This window comes from Candidatus Binataceae bacterium, assembly GCA_035500095.1.
GTDB lineage: Bacteria > Desulfobacterota > Binatia > Binatales > Binataceae > JAKAVN01.
On sequence record DATJXN010000132.1, the window covers coordinates 82,569 to 102,774 of the forward strand.

The window sequence follows — 20,206 nt, forward strand, 5'->3', positions numbered from 1 at the left end:
CCATGCGGAACAGACTGCCGGAGTTCGCACTTTTGGCTCTGGCCCTGCTGGTGCCCTCGGCCGCGGCCGCGCAAAGCGGGCAGATGTACATCTACCCGCAAAAAGGTCAGAGCCCGGAACAGCAGGAGAAGGATCGTTACTCGTGCCATACCTGGGCCGTCCAGCAAACCGGATTCGATCCAAGCAGGGCGTATCCGAGCAATCCCAACACGCTTGACCCGCAGCCCTATCGGCCTTCGCAGCCGCACGTTCTGAAAGGGGCCGGGCGAGGCGCGGCGCTCGGCGCGGTTGGCGGCGCGATCACGGGCGATGCCGGCAAGGGCGCCGCGGCGGGCGCCGCGATGGGCGGTCTCGCCGGCGGCTTCCGGCGCAGGGACGAGCGCAGGCAACAGCAGATGGCGCAGCAGCACGCGCAGCAATCGCAGGTGTCGCAAGCGGGCGCCAATTATCAGCGTGCGATGGCTGCATGTCTCGACGGCCGCGGCTACAGCGTAAAGTGAGCACGCATAGCCGGCGTCGCGAAGCAGGTGTCTGCCGGATGATCCTCGGCGCGCTGCACGCCATAGTCGCGATCGCGATCATCGCGCTGGGCGCGCCGCACGTTAACGCGCAGGCGCTGGATCGAACCGCGCTCCCCATACCCGATCCGAGCTATCCGCCGATCACCACTCTCGACGCGCGCAACGCCACGCCGCCGCCGCGATTCGAAGTGAAAGCGCCGCCGGGCGCGCCGAACGTGCTCGTCATCCTAATCGACGACATGGGCTTCGGGCAGCCGAGCACCTTCGGCGGGCCGATCAGTATGCCGACCCTCGATCGTCTGGCCAAAGGGGGCCTGCGCTACAACGAATTTCACGTGACCGCGCTCTGTTCCCCGACGCGTGCGGCATTGCTCACCGGGCGCAACCATCACATGGCCAACACCGGCGCGGTGATGGACGTCGCGACGGCCTTCCCGGGCAACACCGGCGTGCGCCCGAACAGCGTCGCGCCGCTTGCCGAGATCCTACGCCTCAACGGCTACAGCACCGCCGCGTTCGGAAAATGGCATCAGACTCCGGGTTGGGAAGTGAGCCCTTCGGGTCCGACCACGCGCTGGCCGACGCGCGAAGGGTTCGACATATTTTACGGCTTCATGGGCGGGGAAACGAATCAATGGGCGCCGCTTCTGTATGACGGGATGACGCAGATCGAGACCCCGCACGGCCCGAATTACCATTTCATGACCGACATGACCGACCACGCGATAGCATGGATGCGGTATCAGAAGGCGCTCACTCCCGACCGGCCATTCCTGATCTATTTTGCGCCCGGCGCAACGCACGCGCCGCATCACGTGCCCAAAAGCTGGATCGCCAAATACAAAGGCAAGTTTGACGCGGGATGGGACGTGATGCGCGAGCAGACGCTCGCGCGCCAGAAACAGCTGGGCGTGGTTCCGCCGGGCACCAGGCTCGCGCCGAAGCCGCAGGCGATCAAGGACTGGAGCACGCTCTCGCCCGCCGAGAAGAAGCTTTTCGCGCGCCAGATGGAAGTCTACGCCGGCTTCGGCGAAATGGCCGATTACGAAATCGGCCGCCTCATCCAGGCGATCGATGCTATGGGCCAGCTGCAAAATACCATCGTCTTCTACATCGCGGGCGACAATGGCTCGAGCGCCGAAGGCGGGATGCACGGCGTCTTCAACGAAAATACTTTTTTCAATGCCGTGCCGGAACCGATCGAAGCGCAACTCAAACGTGTCGATCAGCTTGGCGGACCGATGACCTATAGCCACTACGCGGCCGGATGGGCGGTTGCGGGCGATGCGCCCTTTGCCTGGACCAAGCAGGTCGCGTCCAACTTCGGCGGAACCCGCGATGGTATGGTCGTGTACTGGCCCAAAGGGATCAAGGCCAAAGGGGAGTTGCGGTTCCAGTTCCATCACGTGATCGACATCGCGCCGACCGTGCTCGAAGTGGCCGGACTGCCTCAACCCAAAACCGTTGACGGCATAACTCAGGCTCCGATGCAGGGCGTGAGCATGGCCTACACATTCGATGACGCTCATGCCAAAAGCACGCATACGACCCAGTACTTCGAGATCGCGGGCAATCGCGCGATCTATCACGACGGCTGGCTTGCGGGCACGGTCCATCGCGCGCCCTGGGAAAGACAGCCGCGCGCCATGCTCGATAACGACAAGTGGGAGCTCTACGATACGGACAAGGATTTCAGCCTGGCCAAGGATCTCGCCGCCGCCAATCCGGACAAACTAAAGCAGATGCAGGCACTGTTCCTTCAGGAAGCCATCAAGAATCACGTTCTGCCGATTGACGATCGCGGCGTCGAGCGCCTCAATCCGGCGCTGGCCGGCCGGCCGGACCTGATGGCCGGGCGCACCTCGCTCACGCTTTACAGCGGAATGACCGGGATGATGGAAAGCGCGTTCATCAACATCAAAAACCGCTCCTTCTCGATAACTGCCGACGTCGAGGTTCCGAAAAAGAACCCCAATGGCGTCATCATCTGCCAGGGCGGGCGCTTTGGCGGATGGACCCTCTTCCTGAAAAACGGCCGGTCCATGTTCACCTACAACTGGGTCGGGCTGAACCGCTACACCGTGGCCGCAAAGCAGCCGATTGCGCCGGGCAAGGCGACGATTCGGTTCGAGTTCGCCACCGACGGCGGCAAACTGGGCGCCGGCGGGACCGGCACGCTCTTCGTCAACGGCGCAAACGTCGCATCCGGACGAATCGACAACACCAACGGCCTTATGTTCTCCGCCGATGAGGGAGCCGACGTCGGTGTCGACGAAGGGACGCCGGTCACCGAAGATTACGCCGGGCCCGACAACCGGTTCACCGGCAAAATCAATCAGGTGACGATCGCGCTGAAACCGGTCGGCCCAGACATCAAGGACAAGGTCGACAAAGCCACGCAGGAGATGCTGATGGACAAGGCCGCCGAGGACTGAGCTAATCCCCGCTCCTGCAGCGAGAAGCGTCAGGGCCGCCCGGTCAACTCGACGGCTTGGCGAAGGTCGGGCGATGCATCGCGGCGGCCTGCTCGGCCACCTGATCCAGCAACTTGGCCTCGGCCTTGCCGCGTGAGACGCATTGCACGGCGCGCGGCGGATGGAGCGGAACGTAGAGCGGCGCGCTGAAGGTCGCTTGCACGCTGACGGTGCTGGATTCGTGGCTCGCGGGCTTGATTTTGAAGAAGTAAACCGCGGTCGCGGCGCGGTCGGGCTCGGCGGCGTGCTTGCCGCCTATATCCTTGAGTTGGCCGCAGTCGGCCTCGGCGAGCGTGAACTGGTTGGTCTCGGTCTCGATGATGCCCTGGTTGGGGTCGTCGGCGTTGACCTGCAGCTTGTCTTCCTTGATCACCTCGTGCACGGCGTCCCAGACCATATCGTAGGGCCGGTCGATCGTGATCTGGTTTTTGCTCGGCGCGGGCGGCTTCTGGGTGGGCGGATAAAAGCATCCGCTCGCCATCGCGGCCGCCGCGAGCCCCGCGGCGGCGAGCGCGGCGGCGGCCCAGCGCTGCACGAGCGCGGGCAAGACGGTTGCGGTTATGGACGCGCGTTTCATGGCTTGGCTATCGGCCCGCAAGCGGGCGTCTCATTTCAGCCGACGAGGCCGGTTCCGTGCAACGGCTGTGAGCCCGCGCGCCGATCTACGACTCCCACGAGATGAGCCGATGTGGTACGCTGGCGCCGAGCGGACGGTCGTGCGAGGCCGAGCTCACGGGGCTTTTATCAATGTCGGGTCATTCCAAGTGGAGTTCGATTAAGCACAAGAAGGCTGCGCGCGATTCCAAACGCGGCAAGCTTTTCACCAAGCTCATCAAGGAAATCACCATCGCAGCGCGGCTTGGCGGCGGCGACATCAATTCCAATCCGCGGCTGCGCACGGCGATCACCACCGCGCGCGGCCAGTCGATGCCCAACGATAATATCGAGCGCGCGATCAAGAAAGGCACCGGTGAGCTCGGCGGCGGCCAGCTCGAGGAAGTGGTTTACGAGGGCTACGGTCCGGGCGGCGTCGCGATAATCGCCGACGTCCTGACCGACAACCGCAACCGCGTGGTCGCCGAGCTGCGCTTCATCCTTTCGCGCCACGGCGGCAACCTCGGCGAGTCGAATTGCGTCGCCTGGATGTTCAAGAAGCGCGGCGTGATAACCGTCGAGCGCGGCGCCGTCGACGAGGATCGCTTGATGGAGCTTGCGCTGGAAGCCGGCGCCGACGATGTGGTCGGCGACAGCGACACCTTCCAGGTGATGACGGCGCCCGAGGCGTTCAGCGCCGTGCGCGACGCGATCGAGGCGGCCAAGATTCCGATCGCCGGCGCCGAGGTGATTAAGACACCCGAAAACACGGTGCGGGTCTCGGGCCATACGGCCGAGCAGGTGCTCAAGCTGGTCGAGGAGCTCGAGGATCACGAAGAGGTCCAGGGCGTGGCTTCCAACTTCGATATCAGCGACGAGGAGATGGCGCAGTTCTCGGCGGCTTGAACGGAATTTTCTGCCTCGCGGGTAAGTGCGTCGCGCGAGGAGGTGGCGGGGATGCGGATTTTAGGGGTGGACCCGGGCAACGCGGTCACCGGGTTCGGCGTGATTGAAGGCAGCGTTACCTATCCGGCTCACATCGCGGCAGGCACGATTCGTCCGCCCGCCGGGCTGCGCGGCGGCGAACGCCTCAAGACCATTCACGACCGTCTGCTCGAGATCATCGATCGGTATTCGCCGTCCGCGATGAGCCTCGAGCGCAGCTTCGTCGCGGCCAACGTGCAGAGCGCGTTTCGCCTGGGCGAGGCGCGGGGGGTGGCGATGCTGGCGGCAGCGGCGCGCGGCCTCGCGCTCTTCGAGTACACGCCCAACGAGGTCAAGCTGACGGTCGCCGGCCACGGCCACGCCGACAAGGCGCAGGTCAAGTTCATGGTGCGCCGCGCGCTCGGCGCCGACGAGGAGCTTGCGCTCGCCGACGACGCCTCCGACGCGCTGGCGATCGCGCTCTGCCATCTGTTCTGCGCCCGTGCCGCCGCGGCGTCCGCACCGGCCGCCGCGGACAGGCGCAAGGGGCCAAGCCGCACGGAGGCCGGCGCGAAATGATCGCCACGCTAAGCGGCAGGCTCAAGCATCGCGAAGCCGGCAGGGTTGTGATCGAGACCGGCGGCGTCGGCTACGAGGTTTCGATCCCGCTTGCTACCTACTACCGCCTGCCCGGGCTGGGGGCGCAGGTCGCGCTCGAGATTCGCCAGGTCGTGCGCGAAGACTCGCTGACCCTCTATGGATTTTTCACCCGCGCGGAAAAGCAGGCGTTCGACCTGCTGATGCTGGTGCAGCACGTCGGTCCGAAGCTCGCGCTGGCGATCCTCTCGGTGCTCTCGCCCGACGACCTGGTGAGCGCGATCGCGCACGCAGACGTCGAGCGGCTCGACGCCGTGCCCGGCGTCGGCGCCAAGGTGGCCGAGCGCGTGGTGCGCGAACTGCGCGACAAGACCGCCGAGCTCAAGCTGATCGGGTCGGGGCCGGTCGAAGACTTCGACGGCGCCGCCAACGGCGCCCCTGAAGGCGGCGCTTCCGAACTCGACGATGCCGTTTCGGCGCTGGTCAATCTCGGCTACAAGCCGCTCCAGGCGCGCCGCGCAGTGGACGCCGCCGCCGCGCGCGGCGGCGGGGAGAAACGCGAGCTCGAAGCGATCATCCGCGAGTCGCTCGCGGAGCTGGCCGGTGAAAGGTAAGCCACAAGAGGACCAGGCCGAGGCGATGGTCGAGCCGGCGCGGCTCGCTGCGCCGGGACAGCGCGAGGAGGACCGCGCGCTCGACCTCTCCCTGCGTCCGCGCATGCTCGGAGAGTTCGTCGGGCAGGAGCGCACGCGCAAGATCCTCGGGATGTCGATTGAAGCGGCGCGCCAGCGCGGCGAGGTCCTCGATCACGTGCTCTTTTCCGGGCCGCCCGGACTCGGCAAGACCTCGCTCGCGCATATCATCGCGCGCGAGCGTAAGGTCAGCATGCGCTCGACCTCGGGACCGGCGATCGAGCGCGCCGGCGACCTCGCGGCGATCGTCAGCGGGCTCGAGGAAGGCGACGTCCTGTTCATCGACGAAATTCATCGCCTCGCCCGCCCGGTCGAGGAGGTGCTCTACCCGGCGATGGAGGACTTCGAGCTCAACATCGTGGTCGGCAAGGGGATGGGTGCGCGCACGATGCCGCTCGCAGTCAAGCCGTTCACTCTGGTCGGCGCGACCACGCGTTCGGGCCTCTTGAGCGCGCCGCTGCGCGATCGCTTCGGCCAGCACTTTCATCTGGATTTCTATGTCCGCGACGAACTGACCGAGATCGTCGCACGCTCGGCGCGATTGCTTGGCGTGCGGATCGACGAAGAGGGCACGCGCGAGATCGCGGGCCGCGCGCGCGGCACGCCGCGCGTCGCCAATCGTCTCCTGCGCCGCGTGCGCGACTTCGCCCAGGTCAGCGCCGCCGCATCGGTGACGCGTGAGGTTGCGATCTGCGCGCTCGAGCTGCTCGAGATCGACGCCTGCGGCTTCGACCGGATGGACCGCGCGATCCTGGCCGCGATTATCGACAAGTTCGACGGCGGGCCGGTCGGAGTCGAGAGCCTGGCGGCGGCGGTGGGCGAGGAAGCCGACACCATAGGCGAAGTTTACGAGCCCTACCTGCTGCAGGAGGGATTCATCGCGCGCACGGCGCGCGGCCGCGTCGCCACCCCGCGCGCCTATAGCCATCTCGGACGCAGCCGCCGCGGCACGCTCCTCTAGACTAGTGTGATGTCTCGCAAATAGCTTGCATATCCGGAAAAGCGTCAAGGTGTCATTCCGAGGGAGTCAGCGACCGAAGAATCCCGGATCTCTATTCTTTTTCGTGGAAGCCGGGATTCCTCGCTGCGCTCGGAATGACAGCGTCGAGATCCTGGGATGAAACCTATTTCCACGAGACCACACTAGATTGCGCGCTGCTCTCTCAGGCCGGCGGCGAGCGCGCGGCCGGAAGAGTTGCGCGGTAGCTTCATCGCGGTGGCCGGCGAGCGCCCTCGCGCGGCGGCTTGCCGCCGCCGCTTCGATTCTTGTCGCGGCGGCTGTCGATCACCTTGGAGCCGAAGCGCAGAACGAGCTGACGCACCGCCAGCGCACCCGCTATCACCACCACAAGGCGAATGATAGTGGGCCAGTCGAGAGGACCTCCGCCGAACACTCCTCCGTTCATGTGCGCCAGCTCCAACTCTGCCGCGCGCTGCTTGAGCGACGCGTGCATCGTCTTTCGGTTCGTGCGCAAGCATTCTAATCACGCGTCAGTTCGGTTAAAAAGGGGTTATGGGGATTGCGGACGGAGGACGCGCGGTACTGGCCGCGGTTGTGATTTCAGCGGCGGCCTGGGGCGGCGGATGCATTTCGCCGGCGGCGGTCAATCCGCCGATCGTGAGTACCACGCCCCTGGGAGTCGCGATGCGGCCCGCCAAGCCGCCGGATTGTGCGATGCCGATCCTCGACTCGATGCCCCTTGCCGGCCATCAGCAGCTGGCTCTGGTCGATGCGTGGGGGGATCTTGCCGTAAAGGACGATGACTTGCTGGCGCAGCTCAAGCGCCAGGCCTGTCAGGTCGGCGCTGATGCCGTCGTCCTGACCTCACAGCAGACGCAACACGAGGGCGATCTTCGCGTTGGCGTCGCGCCCGGGCGCTTCGGCAATATAGGCCCCGGCTCTGAGGCAAACGTTGAGCAGGGGGCGCATATCGGGATCGATCCCCAGGGCGGCGGAAAGACGCATCATGCGGTCGTGGGCGAGCCGGGCCATCCCGGCCGTTTCATGGGTGGTATCGCGATCGTCTACACCAAGGGTGGGGCGGGGGCCGGGACGGCCTCTAACGCCAATCCGTAGAAGCGGCTGTTGACCCGTGGATAAATATCGAAGCTTCATAAAGACCAGCCGATTGACGATCTGACCTCCGTCAGTAATACTCAAAACGTACATTTCAGCAGTGCTTTGGACCGGTCGAGGGGATCTATCGGTCCGCGCGGAGGAGGGTCCGATTATGGACAAGTCTACCGCTATTCGGATGTTGCCCGGCAGCGTGGTGATCTTTCGCGGACGTCGGCATCAGGTGATGAGCGCCAAGGCTGGCGCGCAGAGCGAGGCGCCATTCTTTCGTCTGCGCGCACTTGATGACGGTGCGTTGACCGGACTTATCAGCCACAGGATGGTCGAGCCGGCGGAAGAAGAGAAGCAGCACTAAGCAAGCAGCACTAAGACCGTTGCGCCCGCCTCGGATGCCGCCCGCGACGGATCAGGCTGAGCCACCGCACCACGAATACCCCGAAGCTGCCCGAGGTTTCGCCGCCGGCGACGATTCGGAAAGTATCGCGTGCTCGGCTTTTGCGTTCGCAATTGTACCCGCGAGAGTATCTCAGGAATAAAGACCAGAAATCCGGACCAAGCGCGGCCAGGTGAGAGGATTGAGCCGGCGGCGCTTACTGCGCATTAGCGCGAGTTGCCGATAGGGTTCCGCCCATGCCCGATAGAGGCCGCGTGGAACTGAGCGACGTTCGTAGGGAGAAGCGATGACCGCGGCGGATTACAAGGAGCGCGCAATCCGGTTTCTCGAAAATTTCAACCATCCCGATCCACGAATTTTCGAGGAGCTCGTCACCGACGACTTCAGATTCGAGATGATCACGACCATGAAAGAGTTCGAGCCCGCGCGGGGCAAGGCGGAATTTGCGCGGGCTGAGACCGAACGCCTCCTGGCGCTTTTTCCGGACGGCTTGAAGATGAAGCTCGGCGCTATCGTCTGCGAGCCTCCGCACGTGGCGGTTCAGGCCTCATGCGATACTGTTGCGATGAACGGTCGGCGCTACCTGCAGCGTTATCACTTCTACCTGCGCTTCGAGGGCAGTCTGATCGCCGAAGGGCTCGAGTTCAACGACACCAACCTCGTGCGCGAAGTATTTCTGACCTGACCCGGAAATGACCCGGCCGATGTCTCAGAGCACTGAGACGTCGCTTGCGGGCCTTGGCGGCCGCGATCGCGATCGAGCACCGTTCATCAATCGGATCGTCGCTTTTGCGACGCTCAGTATCGGCTTGTGCCGCCAAAGGCGCGACGGATGGATCGGGTGCGAGCAGAATCTGCTCACGCCTGAGACTTTCCATAATTCCTGGCGACAAAACCGCTCGCGGCTCGGGAGTTGCGCTGTCGGGCGTGAAGGTGAACAGACAAATGGAAGTGGATCTCGGCCTGACAAGAGTGAGCGAAGGTACGCTCGCGATGCTTGAGGGGATAAGCCGAAGTACCGATCTGCCGCAGAGCCTGTTCAGCGGACTTTGGATGCGCTTGCGGCCGAGCATCTGCGCCGCTTCGGCGCTCGGGTGGGCGTTTCCTCCGTGCTGAGGGTGCCGATCAGGACGGTCGATCCGGACGATTTATGGCATTCGCTCCGGGTGCTCGGAAACTGGCTCAGCTACAAGGACGAAGCCTCGCGCGGCGATCCGGACACGGCGGCGGCTAGCGAGGTTATTGCGCGGATATGGCTGGCGATGCGCGGTGCGTTGATCGTGGAGACGGAAGGCGAACTGCCCTACGAGACCGGCAACTGAAAAAGCTGCGATCTCCTCATCTGCCGGACTTAAACAAAACGAAACGTTGGCCTCCGCTCGCCCGGGCGTTGCCCCCACGCCAGGGCCTTCCTTACTCCGCCGGGGACGGGCTATGCGTTCGTCATCACCGAATCGACCCCGCTCGCGAAAGTGCTCACATTGTTTCCGAGCACCAGGTAAACCCCATAAACCACTACGGCGATGGCCGAAAGAACGAGCACGTATTCCGTCATAGTCTGAGCGTTGCGCTTGTTGCCAAGGGTCTCATGCGCCCGGACGAGAAGCTGGAGCACGAAATTCATCGATGTTTCTCCATTCGCGTCAATGTCTAAAACAACGTGTAGACAAATTTTAGATGGAGATATGAGGTAAGCCAAGCTTTTTACCGGAGGTTCTTTTATTTGAACACTCTCAGGGCGTTATTTTCGTACACTGTTGCGATAGCAGCATATAAATGTTTCTAAAGTGAAATTAAAGTGACCAAAATGCACTTTACGTCGTTTGGCGACTAATAAAAATGGTCGGAGAATCTTACATTTTTCCATCCCGAAGCCGTGGCGTCGCTCTTGCTTAGGTGATTCCGCGCGAAAGAGCCAAGGCTGGCTCATGTGAGCCCAAGGCTCGACGCAGAGGGAGGGATATGCGAACCGGAGTGCGTAAATCGGGCTGGATGCTGGCGGGAATGGCCGCCATGGCCTTTTCCGTCTTTGGAGCAATTGGACTTGCCGTGGCCGACGGCCCCGGAGCGATTAAGATCAAGGGCAATCATCCCACTGAACTGGGGCGTCTCGGCCCGGTAGTGCATGCGGACCCCGCGATGGAGCTTCATCTGACCGTCGTGCTCGGGCTGCACGATCAGGCCAAGCTCGAGCAATTGCTCGCCGACCAGCAAAATCCTTCGTCCAATCAATACCGCAAGTGGCTCACACCGGCGGAGTTTAATCGGCGTTTCGGGCCAAGTCCGACGCAAACCCACGCGGTCGCCCAATGGCTGCGCAGCCAGGGCCTGAGGATCACGTCCATCAATGGCCTTGGCCGCACCATCGACGCGACAGCGAACGTGGCCCAGGCCGAGAGCGCCTTCGCGACCACGATCGTCACGAGCGGCACGAGTTTCGGCAACCAGTCCGACCCCGCGATTCCGGCCGAGTTCGACGGCCTGATCGCCGCAATCCAGGGCCTCGACAACATGCATGCGGTGGTGCCCGCCGGACTCCATCGCCTCCAGCCCGCCGCCGCAGGCGAGACCCCGGGCCAGGGCGCGAAGCTCGCGCTGGCCGACGTTTCGCATCCGGATTCCGAGGACGGCGGGCCGGTTCCCGGCGCTACGGTCAACGGGTCCACCGCATTCGGCCCGTTTGACGTCGAAACCTTCTACAACGAAGCGCCGCTGATCTCCGGCGGCAACACCGGAACCGCGTCGCCCGATTGCGTCGCGCTGGACGAGGATTCGGACTACCTCGACGCCGCCGTGACGCTCTTCGCCTCGACCTTCGGCTTCATCCCGTTCAACATCTCGCGCGCCGGAACCTCGCCCGGCCGCAATGGCGACGAATCCGAGGCGCTGCTCGACATCGACTACGCGCACGCGACCGCCCCTGGCACGCCGATTCGCGTCTACATGAACAGCAGCCTCTACACCTCGATCCAGAACAGCATCACCGACAACGCCTGCGGCGCGATCAGCGTCAGTTTCATCTATTGCAGTTCGTCGCCATCGTTCTTTACCTCGCTCGATTCGCTGTTCTCGCAGGCCGCGTCCCAGGGCCAATCGATCTTCATCAGTTCGGGCGACTGGGGCGCGGCGGGCCTCGCGTATGATTCGTCAAGCAACTCCTGCGTGACCGGCACGACTCGGAACGCGAGCGAGCTGGCGGCGAGTCCACACGTCACCGGCGTCGGCGGGACTACATTTAGCCCGCAATTCAATGTGTCGGGCAACGATACCAGCGTGGTCGGCGTCGCGCCGGGCGGGATCGAGAGCGGATGGAACGGCAGCGGCGGCGGCGCGAGCCAGATCTTCTCCAAGCCCGCGTGGCAGACCGGCACCGGCGTTCCCAACGACTCGGCGCGCGACGTCCCGGACGTCTCGATGATCGCGTGGTCGCCGGGCGTCTTCATCGGCGCCGATTCAAGCGGCACGGCCGTGATGCAATGCTGCTGGGGCGGCACCAGCCTGGCGGCGCCGCTATGGGCGGGATATTCGCGCGAGCTCGCCAAGGCCCAGAACGTCACGCGTCTGGGGCTGCTCAACTCGACGATCTATAGCCTCGCGGGCAAGGGCCTGCTGACCAACGGAATCGAGGACGTCACCAACGGCAGCAACACCTACAATGGCGTGACAGGCTTCAGCGCTGCTGTCGGTTACGACCAGGTCACAGGATGGGGCAGCGTGGATATGACGGCGTTTGCGTCCGCCTATAGCGGTCAGCCGACGCCGACGGCGACCGCGACGCCGACTCCGAAACCGACCCCGACGCCGAAACCGACCCGGACCCCGAAGCCGACGCCAACTCCGAAGCCGACCCCAACACCGACGCCTAAGCCGACGCCGACGCCGGCTCCAACGCCAACGCCAACTCCGGGCGCGCTGAGCGTGTCCCCGTCGTCGGTCTCGTTCGGAGCCGTCAAGGTCGGCCGCTCGAGCAGCAGCGCGACGGTCACGCTGACCAATCCGTCGAATGACGCGGGCTCGGCCAAAATCACCTCGACGAGCCTCGCCGCGGGCACCAACTTCACGATCGCGTCCTCGACCTGCACCGCGGGCAAAGTGTTGGCGCCGGGCGGCTCATGCAACGTCGGGGTGAAGTTCACTCCGAAGACCACGGGCGCAAAGGCGGACACGCTGCAGTTCGTCGACAACGCGTCAAACAGTCCTCAGACGGTGAGCCTCAGCGGGACGGGTAAGTAGCCAGCCTCGACCGCGGGTGATCACACCACGCCGGGCCGCTTTTTTCGGCCCGGCGTTTTTTTTCGACGGCGGCAAGTTATTTGCCCCCGCGCAGCGGCGCGAGACAGGACCTTGCGAGGCTTAGACGAACGAGGCGATGACCATGTCGGAGATCGTTCCGACGCGTTCCATATGAAAGCTGTCCTGCATCAGGCCGGTGGTCAGTATCGCGTAAGACCGCGGGTGTCCGCCGAACGCAACAGGATACGGTCTAAGCGGCCCAACCCCTCCCAAGATGTCGGGCCGCTTTTTTTTGGCTGTTTGCCAGCCAAACACAGCCTGTCAGTGGTCAGCGGGAGCTACATCAATTGAGCACGACAATTGACGAACGCACCGGCTGAACGGGTGAAGATCGGCCTGCAGTGCTTGAGCAGCCACGACTAAAAGGGGCGTGCGGGATTTTTCCTGAAGGAGTCAGTTTGATGGCAGTTACAGGTCCCACCTCTGCAAGGACAATCGCGGAGCGCACGAGTACTGGTCAATGGGCCGAACGGCCGGCCGTATTCGAACGGCCTCCTCACGACGCAAGAGGGGACGGGAACAGCCAGATCCCGAGCGTAACCTCGAAAGAAGCACGATGGCGTGAAATATCGACCCTATTTCACCACGCGCCAGCGGCAATCCTCGGCGGAGACGATCGAATCAACCGATTCGTGGAGAGAACCTTCGACTGGCTTGGGCTCGCTGAAGGCAGCGGTTCGAAAGGCCAGCGCTCCTTCGACGGATCGCTTTTCGATCTCGCACGAAACCATCAGAAAGGAACCGGACGGTCGGGCGACATGTTAAGATTCATCCCGAGTTTGTACTCCCACATCGCGCGGAAATTCGAGGTATATCGCGCTCCGGAGGATAATTCGCTTCGTGCCTGGCCCCCCGCATTTTATTCCAACAACCGGCTGGTTCCCGTCCCGCAGGACATCATAGAGACAGCGTGGAATCTGATGTCCGAAGCTCTTGTGAGCACGCTGCCGGATCGTTGGCGAGACCTGCCCTTTGGCATCGACGTCGATGTGCTGGTCTATCCAACGTCGAGTTTGGATGCGGGTAGAATTCAGACTCTATTGACCGACAGCAGGCTGCTATCGGATTCGAGCGGCACCGAAGGTTACTGGTCACAGCTTGGCCATCGCATCGATGCGGGCAAGCAGCGCGCGGCCGGCCTGTTTAAACCGAAGGGAATCAGGGATCTCTTTGCCATAGCGTCTTTGGTGCCGGGATTCAGAAGGATCCTGAATGCGCTGAATGAGAGGATGTCTGAGACCGGCGAGGGTGCGGTGCCGGAAGACTTCAAAGTGATTGCACCTGCACACATCGATCGAACCAGATACATCACCGCTCTGATGGGACGCAGAGACAATCTGAATACCCAGGTGCTTTGGAACGGTCGCTGGGTCTCACTCCCCATCACGGATAACGCAATGGCATTGTTTCCATCCCTGAAACTGAGCTCCATCAGCGACATTCCCGCAACCATTCACAGAGTCCTTGTGCACGATCCTTCCGGCGAGGCAGGCATCGCTTCACAAAATATAACTCTGACTTTGGCAGTAGTGGATCCGCCGGCGCATGTGGCCGCGAGTTAAACGTTATTCACTCCGAGTGTTCGGTTCCGGACAAGCGCGCTCACGAAACCTCCAGAGAGAACAGGAGTTGCAATTGCCGCCTGCGTCAGGTCATCCTCGCTGCCCGGGTTGGGCGCGCTCAGCCGCGCGCGCCCGCCGTGCTCGAGAGATTTGGCAGGATGTTCCCGTGAGCATATTTGGTCGCACTGCTTCGCGCCGGGGCGAAAGCCACGCCTAAACTCGCACATCTCCGTCAAAGTTTGTTCGAAGCCGGGCCGTTAGAGGCAACGCCAGTATAGTCAGCGGCAATGCCAGTAATCGAACCCCCGCGCTGCGGAAAGTAATCTTGTCCACCGCAACGCGAACCGAATTGCGCAAGAGCGGGCTCGCCTTCACTATGCGCGCGCAGGCTTCGAACACTCCGGACCTTGCCTGCTCGAAGTCGTTCGCGACCACGTAAGCTTCGCCATCCTGTGCGGCGAGGCAGACGATGACGTAGAGCATCAGCCACGGAGCCATCGTCGACTTACCCGATTTTTTCGGCCACGAGAAGACCAGCTCCGCCTACAGCAAGGAGTCGTCGGGCCGGGACGTGAAGGCTTCGCAGATGAAGGACACCTGCGCCGGGTAAGCTCGAAGCGCTTGTCGGTCTCAGGATTAATCAGCACCTCGGCGATGAAAGCAACCGGTTCGGCCTTCCAGCGGGCGATTGAGGAGTTGAACCTCATGGACTCAAGGAACATTAACTATTCAGACAGCCTCAAAGACTATAAGGTCTTGCTCAGTGACGCCGACTTTGTGCGTCTTCGACCAAAAACCCGGAATGATTCGCTTGACTCTTAGCCTAGTCTGTTCGGCGACTCGCTCTATCAAAGACAGATTGTAGGCTATTAGATTTTCCGGAACGTCCGGATTGGAAGTGGCCACACCATCAAAGTTACGCACAGGATTATCAAATTCAAAGAATTGCTGCGGATGATTGTTCCCGTCCTCGATAATAGTCAAGCACGAAAAAACTGAAGAGGCATTGACCTCCCGGGAGCAAAACCCGTCTGCTTTTCTTCAAGTAGTTGACAGTGTCGGAAGGAACAAGATGAGTGAATAGCGAAGCTCCGTAGACGATATCGAACGAACCGTCCGCAAAAGGAAAAGTATAGGCATCGGCGCTTTGCTTGCCCGTGGGGTTATAAAACTTGTTATAAACGTCGGCGAGATTGAAATTAAAAATGAGGATAACGTGAATGAATACTCTGTTGGGCGAAGCTTATCTGAGCCGCGAGGATGTCCAACCCTTCGTATCTTCCCGGCGGCTCGAGATAGTCGAGAAGCATAAGCATCGTTCTACCGTGATTGCAGCGTAATTCCAGGACGGACCCATCCTTTCGCATCCCGGATAACAGCGTCAAATATGTTCGATATTCCCAAGCACCACCAATGAACATGTACAGAGGTTCCCCCGGTCCCACCCAAAGATGCCGGGGTGGAATTAACCCCTCAAGCCCAATAGGTTCGTACCTCAGCAAGGATTGTTTGTGAATTTCATATCCTATTAATCGCTAAGAAGCGATTAATGGTTCTTTTGAGAGAGTCCGCCAATCGTGGCATGAACACCTCCAATGGCATCTCGAGAGCGGTTCTGAGTTGAAAGGGGCTTTGTTCCCACGGCCTGTCCCGTAGCGCCTCAGACGTGCTGCGCGGGCGACGGCAGCTGACAAAATCAGATGCTCGTGCTCGTCGCGCTTCGGGTCTTTGATTGCCGCCTCTGACTCGACGCGCGGCTCTGGCGCGGTTGGGCCGCTGAATATTTCGCCGGCCCGCCCGGGGACACAATCGTCGAGGCCGGTGCACCCCCGTCTGGTTCCTTTCCATTTAGAGCACACCACGGTGCTCACGAAAAGGTCCGGGACTCTGATTGCATGCTGCTCGCTCACCCGCCATCTCGATTGCTCCTTGCGGCTCTCGGGCCCTTCAGCGCACTTGCCGCCTATCCGCCCGTACAGCTTCACGCTTGCGGCAGCGCGACTCGATACCCAGCAGAAGGCTCGCCGCCACGTGCGCGAGGTGGTCTTCATCGCCACGGGCGCCGACGAGGTACTGGTCAAGATGCTTCAACGCATGCGCCGCATGGTCGCGGCTGGTCAGGCGGAGCCAAGTGGTTAGGCGTGCCAGCCTAGTGCGTCGCTTCGCCCTGATTCAGTACCATTGCAACTTGGCAAAGGGCTCGACGAGTTCGATGCCATTCATCAGTCGACCAGCCTGCCGTTCGCGTCGTAACTCCTCAGTACCGCACCGTGGTGGTCCGGGTCATAGTCCGAACCCTTGATGAGCACGACGCCCAAGCGCGGATGTCTGACCGCGACAGTCTCGACAGGACCGATGCCGCGATGCCGTACGGTGCAGGCGGACACGGGTGCAGGACGGGCGCATCGAGCAGGATGGGGGTCGCTGAGACCATGTATTCGCCAGCCACGTCATTCACCTCGCGGGTTCGACCGCTTCGAGGACATGGCGAGCTGGGCGAAATCCTCGAAGCCCAGCTCGAACATACCCGCGCGCTCGAAATGGCGACGTGGCAAATCGTCATCCCCTGGCTGTTTCACAACGAGCGCCAGCCCATCCGGGTCTTCCCGTCGCGCATGGTTCTCGACATGCAGGCGGGCAGGCGCATCCCGCACGATTTCAGGCGCGGTGCTCTGCGCAATCTGGAGCGTGCCGGGAGTCCCGAGGTCAGCGGCGATGGCGATGGTCGGGCATAGGACCCAGAGCGTCTATTCCCGCTACGCGATTGCCGACGAAGGCATGCTCAAAGATGCCAGCACCAAGCTCTCGGCGCCGCATCACAGTGAGACCAAGGCAGCGCGCAAGGTCGTAGGTATCGGCAAAATAAAGATGAGGCGTAGGGAATGTTGCCGGCGCTCTTTAGATTCCTCGGTTCGGTGATAGGGTGGCTCTGTTGTCCTGGTGGCTCTGGGGCGCCAGTTTCGCAGGCAAAATCTCGCCGCACTTCGGGCAGTCATGATTGAAGTTGAAAGAAACGAAGTTCGGAAATAAGGGGTGGTACGCCGCCCAGCACTTACTCTGCATCGCGGGTCGCGGACTGCCAAGGTTTGTTCAAAGTATTGTTCAAAGTCGGGCTGTCTGAGGCAAAAGCCTCAAGCGGACCGATTGCTTCAAACCTCTTGGGAGAGAAGAATTTGGTGATGGTGGGCAGGGAGTGAATCGAACACTCGACACGAAGATTTTCAGTCTTCTGCTCTACCGACTGAGCTACCTGCCCACCGGGGCTTTGGTTGCCGGCCCTTCGCGGCGGTCTTAATTCGTACCCGTCCTGACTCTCGCATGCAACAGTCCGTCCCGTCCCCGGACTCTTCGCCCGGCCGCATCATTCCCCGCCGGGCCGCGTTGCGGCGCGCATCCGTCACTTGAGCGCTGCGACCCGCGATTCGACGAAATCGATCACCCGCGCCTCGAGGTTGGTCTCGTCGAGCCGATCGATCTCCTGGATACCCGTGGGCGAGGTCACGTTCACTTCGGTCAGATAGTTGCCTATGACGTCGAGCCCGACGAAATAGAGCCCGTCGCGCTTGAGCCGCGGCCGCATCATCGCGCAGATCTCGAGGTCGCGCGCGGTTACCTCGGCTTTGACGCAGTTGCCGCCGACGTGGATGTTGCCGCGGTTCTCGTCGTCGCGCGGCACCCGCAGCGTGCATCCGAGGGGCTCGCCGTCGAGCACGATCAGACGCTTGTCGCCGTCGCGGATTTCCGCGAGATAGCGTTGCGCCATGATCGGGCGCGACTCGAAACGCGTGACCGCCTCGAGGATCGCGTTCAAGTTGCGGTCGTCGGCGGAGGCGAGGAAGACGCTTTCGCCGCCGTGTCCGTCGAGCGGCTTGACGATCATCTGTCCGCCCTGCTCGGCCATGAATTTCTTGAGCCGCGCGATGTCCTGGCTCACCAGAGTCGCCGGGATCGCATCGGGAAAATTGAGCGCATAGAGCTTTTCGTTGGCCTCGCGCAGCCCCGCGGGTTCGTTGAGGATGAAGCTGCGGCGGCGATCGGTCAGGCTGAGCAGCATCGTGGCGAACAGGTAGGCAGCGTCGGCCGGCGGATCCTTGCGCATGAAGATCGCGTCGAACGCCTCCAGCGGATACTCGGCGCCGTCGTCCACGAAACGGTAGTGCGGCGTTCCGCGCATCACCGTGCATCGCCGCGCCGAGGCGAACGCGTGAGCGCCGACCGCGTAGAGGTCGTGCAGCGCGACGAAATAGGCCTGATGGCCGCGCGCGATCGTCTCGAGCATGAACGCGAAGGTGGTGTCCTTGTCCGGCAGCACCTTTTCCAGCGGATCCATCACGAAGGCGAATTTGTAACTTGCCACCGGTCAGTCCTTTCCCCCAAACTCGTCGAGCGCGCCGGCCGCGATGCTGAGCGCGGCCAGCGCCGCGGTCTCGCTGCGAAGCCGCCGCCCGCCCAGTCCCGCCGCGATGAAGCCGGCGGCGCGCAGGGCCGCGAGATCGTCATCCGTAAAGCCGCCCTCCGGACCGCACAGCAACAGGATTGAGCGGCTGCGCGCCGCGCGCAATACCGCCCCCAGCGCGGGCGCGCCCGGGCTCAGAACCACGCAGAGCCTGCCCCCGTCAGGCCGGCGGATCAAGTCTCCGAGGCCGAGCGGAGCGGCGATTTCGATTGCGCGCGGCGCCAGGCTCTGCTTGGCCGCCGCGGTCGCCAGGCGCCGCCATCGCGCGAGCCGCTCGCCGCCGACCTCGCGCACAACTCCGCGCGCACACAGCACCGGCCAGAGTTCCGCCGCGCCAAGCTCGGCGGCCTTTTCGACCAGGAAGTCCATCCGTGGCCCTTTGATCACAGCGGCGGCGAGGATGAGCCCGGCGGTGGATTCCGCGGGCGGGCGCGCGGCAGCGGCGATTTCGACCAGGGCGTGGCGCGCCTCGTAGTTCCGAATCGTGCCGGCGTACTCGGCGCCGCGTTCGTCGAACAGTGCGATTTCCGTTCCCGGCGCAAGACGCATCACGTCGCGCATGTGATGGAGCTCCGCGCCGTCAACGCGCGCGACCGCGCCGTCAACCGCCGCGGACGATATCGCAAACCGTGGCGGAACCTTCGCCGTCCGCTTCATCGCGCCAGCACCAGCGTGCTCCAGCCGCGGTCGCGGCGCACGCCAAGGCATCGTAGCGGCGGCCGGTAGGCGCGGAGCACGGCGGCCGCCTCGCGACTGAGGATTCCGCCAAGGATGAGACGGCCGGTTGGCGCGAGCAGGCGGGTCAGCGGCGCGGCCATCGCGATCAATGTGGAGCTCAGGATGTTGGCCGCGATCAGATCGAAGCGCCTGCGAAGGCGCGCAACGGGCGTAGTCGCAAAACGGATCCCGCCGCGTCCGCCAAGGCCGTTGAGCGCGGCGTTCTCGCGCGCGTTCTCCAGAGCCACAGGGTCGATATCGATAGCACGCACGTCGCCGACGCCCATCATGCGCATCGCAATCGCCAGCACGCCAGAGCCCGTCCCGGCATCGAGCCCCCGCTCAAAGCGCCGCGCGGCGCAGAGCTTTTCGATCGTCGCGAGTGCGCCGCAGGTGCTCCCATGATGGCCGGTGCCGAAAGCCTGTCCGGGATTTATCACGATACGGGTGCGGTCCACGGCGACCTCGGCGTTCCATGGCGGCACGACCAACAGCCGGCGTCCTATCGGCAATGGCTCGAAGCGGTCTTTCCATGCGGTCGCCCATCCGGGGTCGGCGACGATCCGGGGCGGCGGCGTCCGGCCGGAATCGGCGAGCATTCCCGCGGCCGCCATCGTGCGGCGAATCGCGGCAAGGCGCGGTCGGCTTAGATGGTCGAAATAGGCATGAAGTTCCAGCGTTGGATGGCGATGGGCGCTCCGATGGTCGCCGCCGACGGCGCATCCCAGCGCTCCCTGCGCGACCAGGAACGCAGCCGCGTCGTCAACCATCGCGGCCGGAGTCGCGAAGGCGACCTGCACGTATTTGCGCGCGGCGGACGTAGCGCTGCGGGTCACCGTCATTCGACCAAGCATAGGCGGCGGGGCGCGGATTGACGAGGAGGGCCCTGCGCGCGCGAATCGGTT

Annotated in this window: 21 protein-coding genes and 1 tRNA gene; 14 read left to right on the forward strand and 8 right to left on the reverse strand. The window is 63.1% G+C overall.

Translation table 11 applies throughout. The annotated features are described in order from the left end of the window. Window positions 1–32 precede the first annotated feature (32 nt). Both VMI09_14550 and VMI09_14555 read left to right on the forward strand, forming a co-directional pair. Window positions 33–500, forward strand: coding sequence for a glycine zipper family protein (locus VMI09_14550; protein HTQ25910.1), 468 nt, complete (start codon window positions 33–35; stop codon window positions 498–500). Then, a complete protein-coding gene (locus VMI09_14555; protein ID HTQ25911.1) occupies window positions 497–2,956 on the forward strand; it encodes an arylsulfatase in 2,460 nt (819 codons plus the stop codon). The genes VMI09_14550 and VMI09_14555 overlap by 4 nt, the downstream gene beginning before the upstream one ends. A 43-nt stretch (window positions 2,957–2,999) precedes the next feature. Here the strand turns inward: VMI09_14555 and VMI09_14560 are convergent, their stop codons facing one another. Further along, window positions 3,000–3,572 carry a hypothetical protein gene (locus VMI09_14560; protein HTQ25912.1) on the reverse strand — a complete coding sequence of 191 codons (573 nt, stop codon included), beginning with the start codon at window positions 3,570–3,572 and terminating at the stop codon, window positions 3,000–3,002. Window positions 3,573–3,742: 170 nt separating this feature from the next. Between VMI09_14560 and VMI09_14565 the strand changes: the two genes are divergently transcribed. The 4 genes from VMI09_14565 to ruvB are packed head-to-tail and all read left to right on the forward strand — an operon-like array spanning window position 3,743 to window position 6,763. Further along, a complete protein-coding gene (locus tag VMI09_14565) occupies window positions 3,743–4,495 on the forward strand; it encodes a YebC/PmpR family DNA-binding transcriptional regulator (GenBank protein ID HTQ25913.1) in 753 nt (250 codons plus the stop codon). 51 nt (window positions 4,496–4,546) lie between these two features. Continuing rightward, a complete protein-coding gene (ruvC, locus tag VMI09_14570; protein ID HTQ25914.1) occupies window positions 4,547–5,092 on the forward strand; it encodes a crossover junction endodeoxyribonuclease RuvC in 546 nt (181 codons plus the stop codon). Continuing rightward, the gene (ruvA, locus tag VMI09_14575) at window positions 5,089–5,724 is read left to right on the forward strand and encodes a Holliday junction branch migration protein RuvA (protein ID HTQ25915.1); all 636 of its coding nucleotides are present in this window, start codon (window positions 5,089–5,091) and stop codon (window positions 5,722–5,724) included. The genes ruvC and ruvA overlap by 4 nt, the downstream gene beginning before the upstream one ends. Then, the gene (ruvB, locus tag VMI09_14580) at window positions 5,714–6,763 is read left to right on the forward strand and encodes a Holliday junction branch migration DNA helicase RuvB (GenBank protein ID HTQ25916.1); all 1,050 of its coding nucleotides are present in this window, start codon (window positions 5,714–5,716) and stop codon (window positions 6,761–6,763) included. Before ruvA ends, ruvB begins: the two co-directional genes overlap by 11 nt. A 247-nt stretch (window positions 6,764–7,010) precedes the next feature. Here ruvB and VMI09_14585 read toward each other — a convergent pair whose 3' ends face one another. Next, window positions 7,011–7,277 (reverse strand): hypothetical protein, encoded by a 267-nt coding sequence (locus tag VMI09_14585; GenBank protein ID HTQ25917.1) that lies wholly within the window; start codon window positions 7,275–7,277, stop codon window positions 7,011–7,013. A gap of 38 nt (window positions 7,278–7,315) precedes the next feature. Between VMI09_14585 and VMI09_14590 the strand changes: the two genes are divergently transcribed. The 4 genes from VMI09_14590 (at window position 7,316) to VMI09_14605 (ending at window position 9,595) form a co-directional block, all read left to right on the forward strand. Beyond that, window positions 7,316–7,879, forward strand: coding sequence for a hypothetical protein (locus VMI09_14590; GenBank protein ID HTQ25918.1), 564 nt, complete (start codon window positions 7,316–7,318; stop codon window positions 7,877–7,879). A 154-nt stretch (window positions 7,880–8,033) separates the two neighbouring features. After that, complete coding sequence (locus VMI09_14595; GenBank protein ID HTQ25919.1) at window positions 8,034–8,234, forward strand: hypothetical protein; 201 nt, start codon at window positions 8,034–8,036, stop codon at window positions 8,232–8,234. A 325-nt stretch (window positions 8,235–8,559) separates the two neighbouring features. Beyond that, window positions 8,560–8,958 (forward strand): nuclear transport factor 2 family protein, encoded by a 399-nt coding sequence (locus VMI09_14600; GenBank protein ID HTQ25920.1) that lies wholly within the window; start codon window positions 8,560–8,562, stop codon window positions 8,956–8,958. A 364-nt stretch (window positions 8,959–9,322) separates the two neighbouring features. Next, window positions 9,323–9,595 carry a hypothetical protein gene (locus VMI09_14605; GenBank protein ID HTQ25921.1) on the forward strand — a complete coding sequence of 91 codons (273 nt, stop codon included), beginning with the start codon at window positions 9,323–9,325 and terminating at the stop codon, window positions 9,593–9,595. 110 nt (window positions 9,596–9,705) lie between these two features. On the opposite strand, the gene VMI09_14610 is transcribed toward VMI09_14605, so the two are convergent. After that, window positions 9,706–9,897, reverse strand: a complete 192-nt coding sequence (locus VMI09_14610; protein ID HTQ25922.1) for a hypothetical protein — start codon at window positions 9,895–9,897, stop codon at window positions 9,706–9,708. Between the two features lie 350 nt (window positions 9,898–10,247). On the opposite strand from VMI09_14610, the gene VMI09_14615 reads away from it, so the two are divergent. Further along, on the forward strand, window positions 10,248–12,506 hold the full coding sequence (locus tag VMI09_14615) for a protease pro-enzyme activation domain-containing protein (GenBank protein ID HTQ25923.1): 2,259 nt from the start codon (window positions 10,248–10,250) through the stop codon (window positions 12,504–12,506). 692 nt (window positions 12,507–13,198) lie between these two features. Continuing rightward, window positions 13,199–14,128 carry a hypothetical protein gene (locus tag VMI09_14620; protein HTQ25924.1) on the forward strand — a complete coding sequence of 310 codons (930 nt, stop codon included), beginning with the start codon at window positions 13,199–13,201 and terminating at the stop codon, window positions 14,126–14,128. A gap of 213 nt (window positions 14,129–14,341) precedes the next feature. On the opposite strand, the gene VMI09_14625 is transcribed toward VMI09_14620, so the two are convergent. Beyond that, complete coding sequence (locus tag VMI09_14625) at window positions 14,342–14,626, reverse strand: hypothetical protein (protein HTQ25925.1); 285 nt, start codon at window positions 14,624–14,626, stop codon at window positions 14,342–14,344. Window positions 14,627–15,991: 1,365 nt separating this feature from the next. On the opposite strand from VMI09_14625, the gene VMI09_14630 reads away from it, so the two are divergent. Both VMI09_14630 and VMI09_14635 read left to right on the forward strand, forming a co-directional pair. Beyond that, on the forward strand, window positions 15,992–16,267 hold the full coding sequence (locus VMI09_14630; protein ID HTQ25926.1) for a hypothetical protein: 276 nt from the start codon (window positions 15,992–15,994) through the stop codon (window positions 16,265–16,267). Window positions 16,268–16,542: 275 nt separating this feature from the next. Continuing rightward, complete coding sequence (locus VMI09_14635; protein ID HTQ25927.1) at window positions 16,543–16,863, forward strand: hypothetical protein; 321 nt, start codon at window positions 16,543–16,545, stop codon at window positions 16,861–16,863. Window positions 16,864–17,308: 445 nt separating this feature from the next. Here the strand turns inward: VMI09_14635 and VMI09_14640 are convergent. The 4 genes from VMI09_14640 to VMI09_14655 all read right to left on the reverse strand — a co-directional run bounded on the left by VMI09_14640 (window position 17,309) and on the right by VMI09_14655 (window position 20,155). After that, window positions 17,309–17,384 (reverse strand) — tRNA-Phe (locus VMI09_14640). A gap of 141 nt (window positions 17,385–17,525) precedes the next feature. Then, on the reverse strand, window positions 17,526–18,485 hold the full coding sequence (gene gshB, locus VMI09_14645; GenBank protein ID HTQ25928.1) for a glutathione synthase: 960 nt from the start codon (window positions 18,483–18,485) through the stop codon (window positions 17,526–17,528). 3 nt (window positions 18,486–18,488) lie between these two features. Then, window positions 18,489–19,241, reverse strand: a complete 753-nt coding sequence (locus VMI09_14650; protein HTQ25929.1) for an RsmE family RNA methyltransferase — start codon at window positions 19,239–19,241, stop codon at window positions 18,489–18,491. Next, window positions 19,238–20,155 carry a 50S ribosomal protein L11 methyltransferase gene (locus VMI09_14655; protein ID HTQ25930.1) on the reverse strand — a complete coding sequence of 306 codons (918 nt, stop codon included), beginning with the start codon at window positions 20,153–20,155 and terminating at the stop codon, window positions 19,238–19,240. Before VMI09_14655 ends, VMI09_14650 begins: the two co-directional genes overlap by 4 nt. Window positions 20,156–20,206 lie beyond the last annotated feature (51 nt).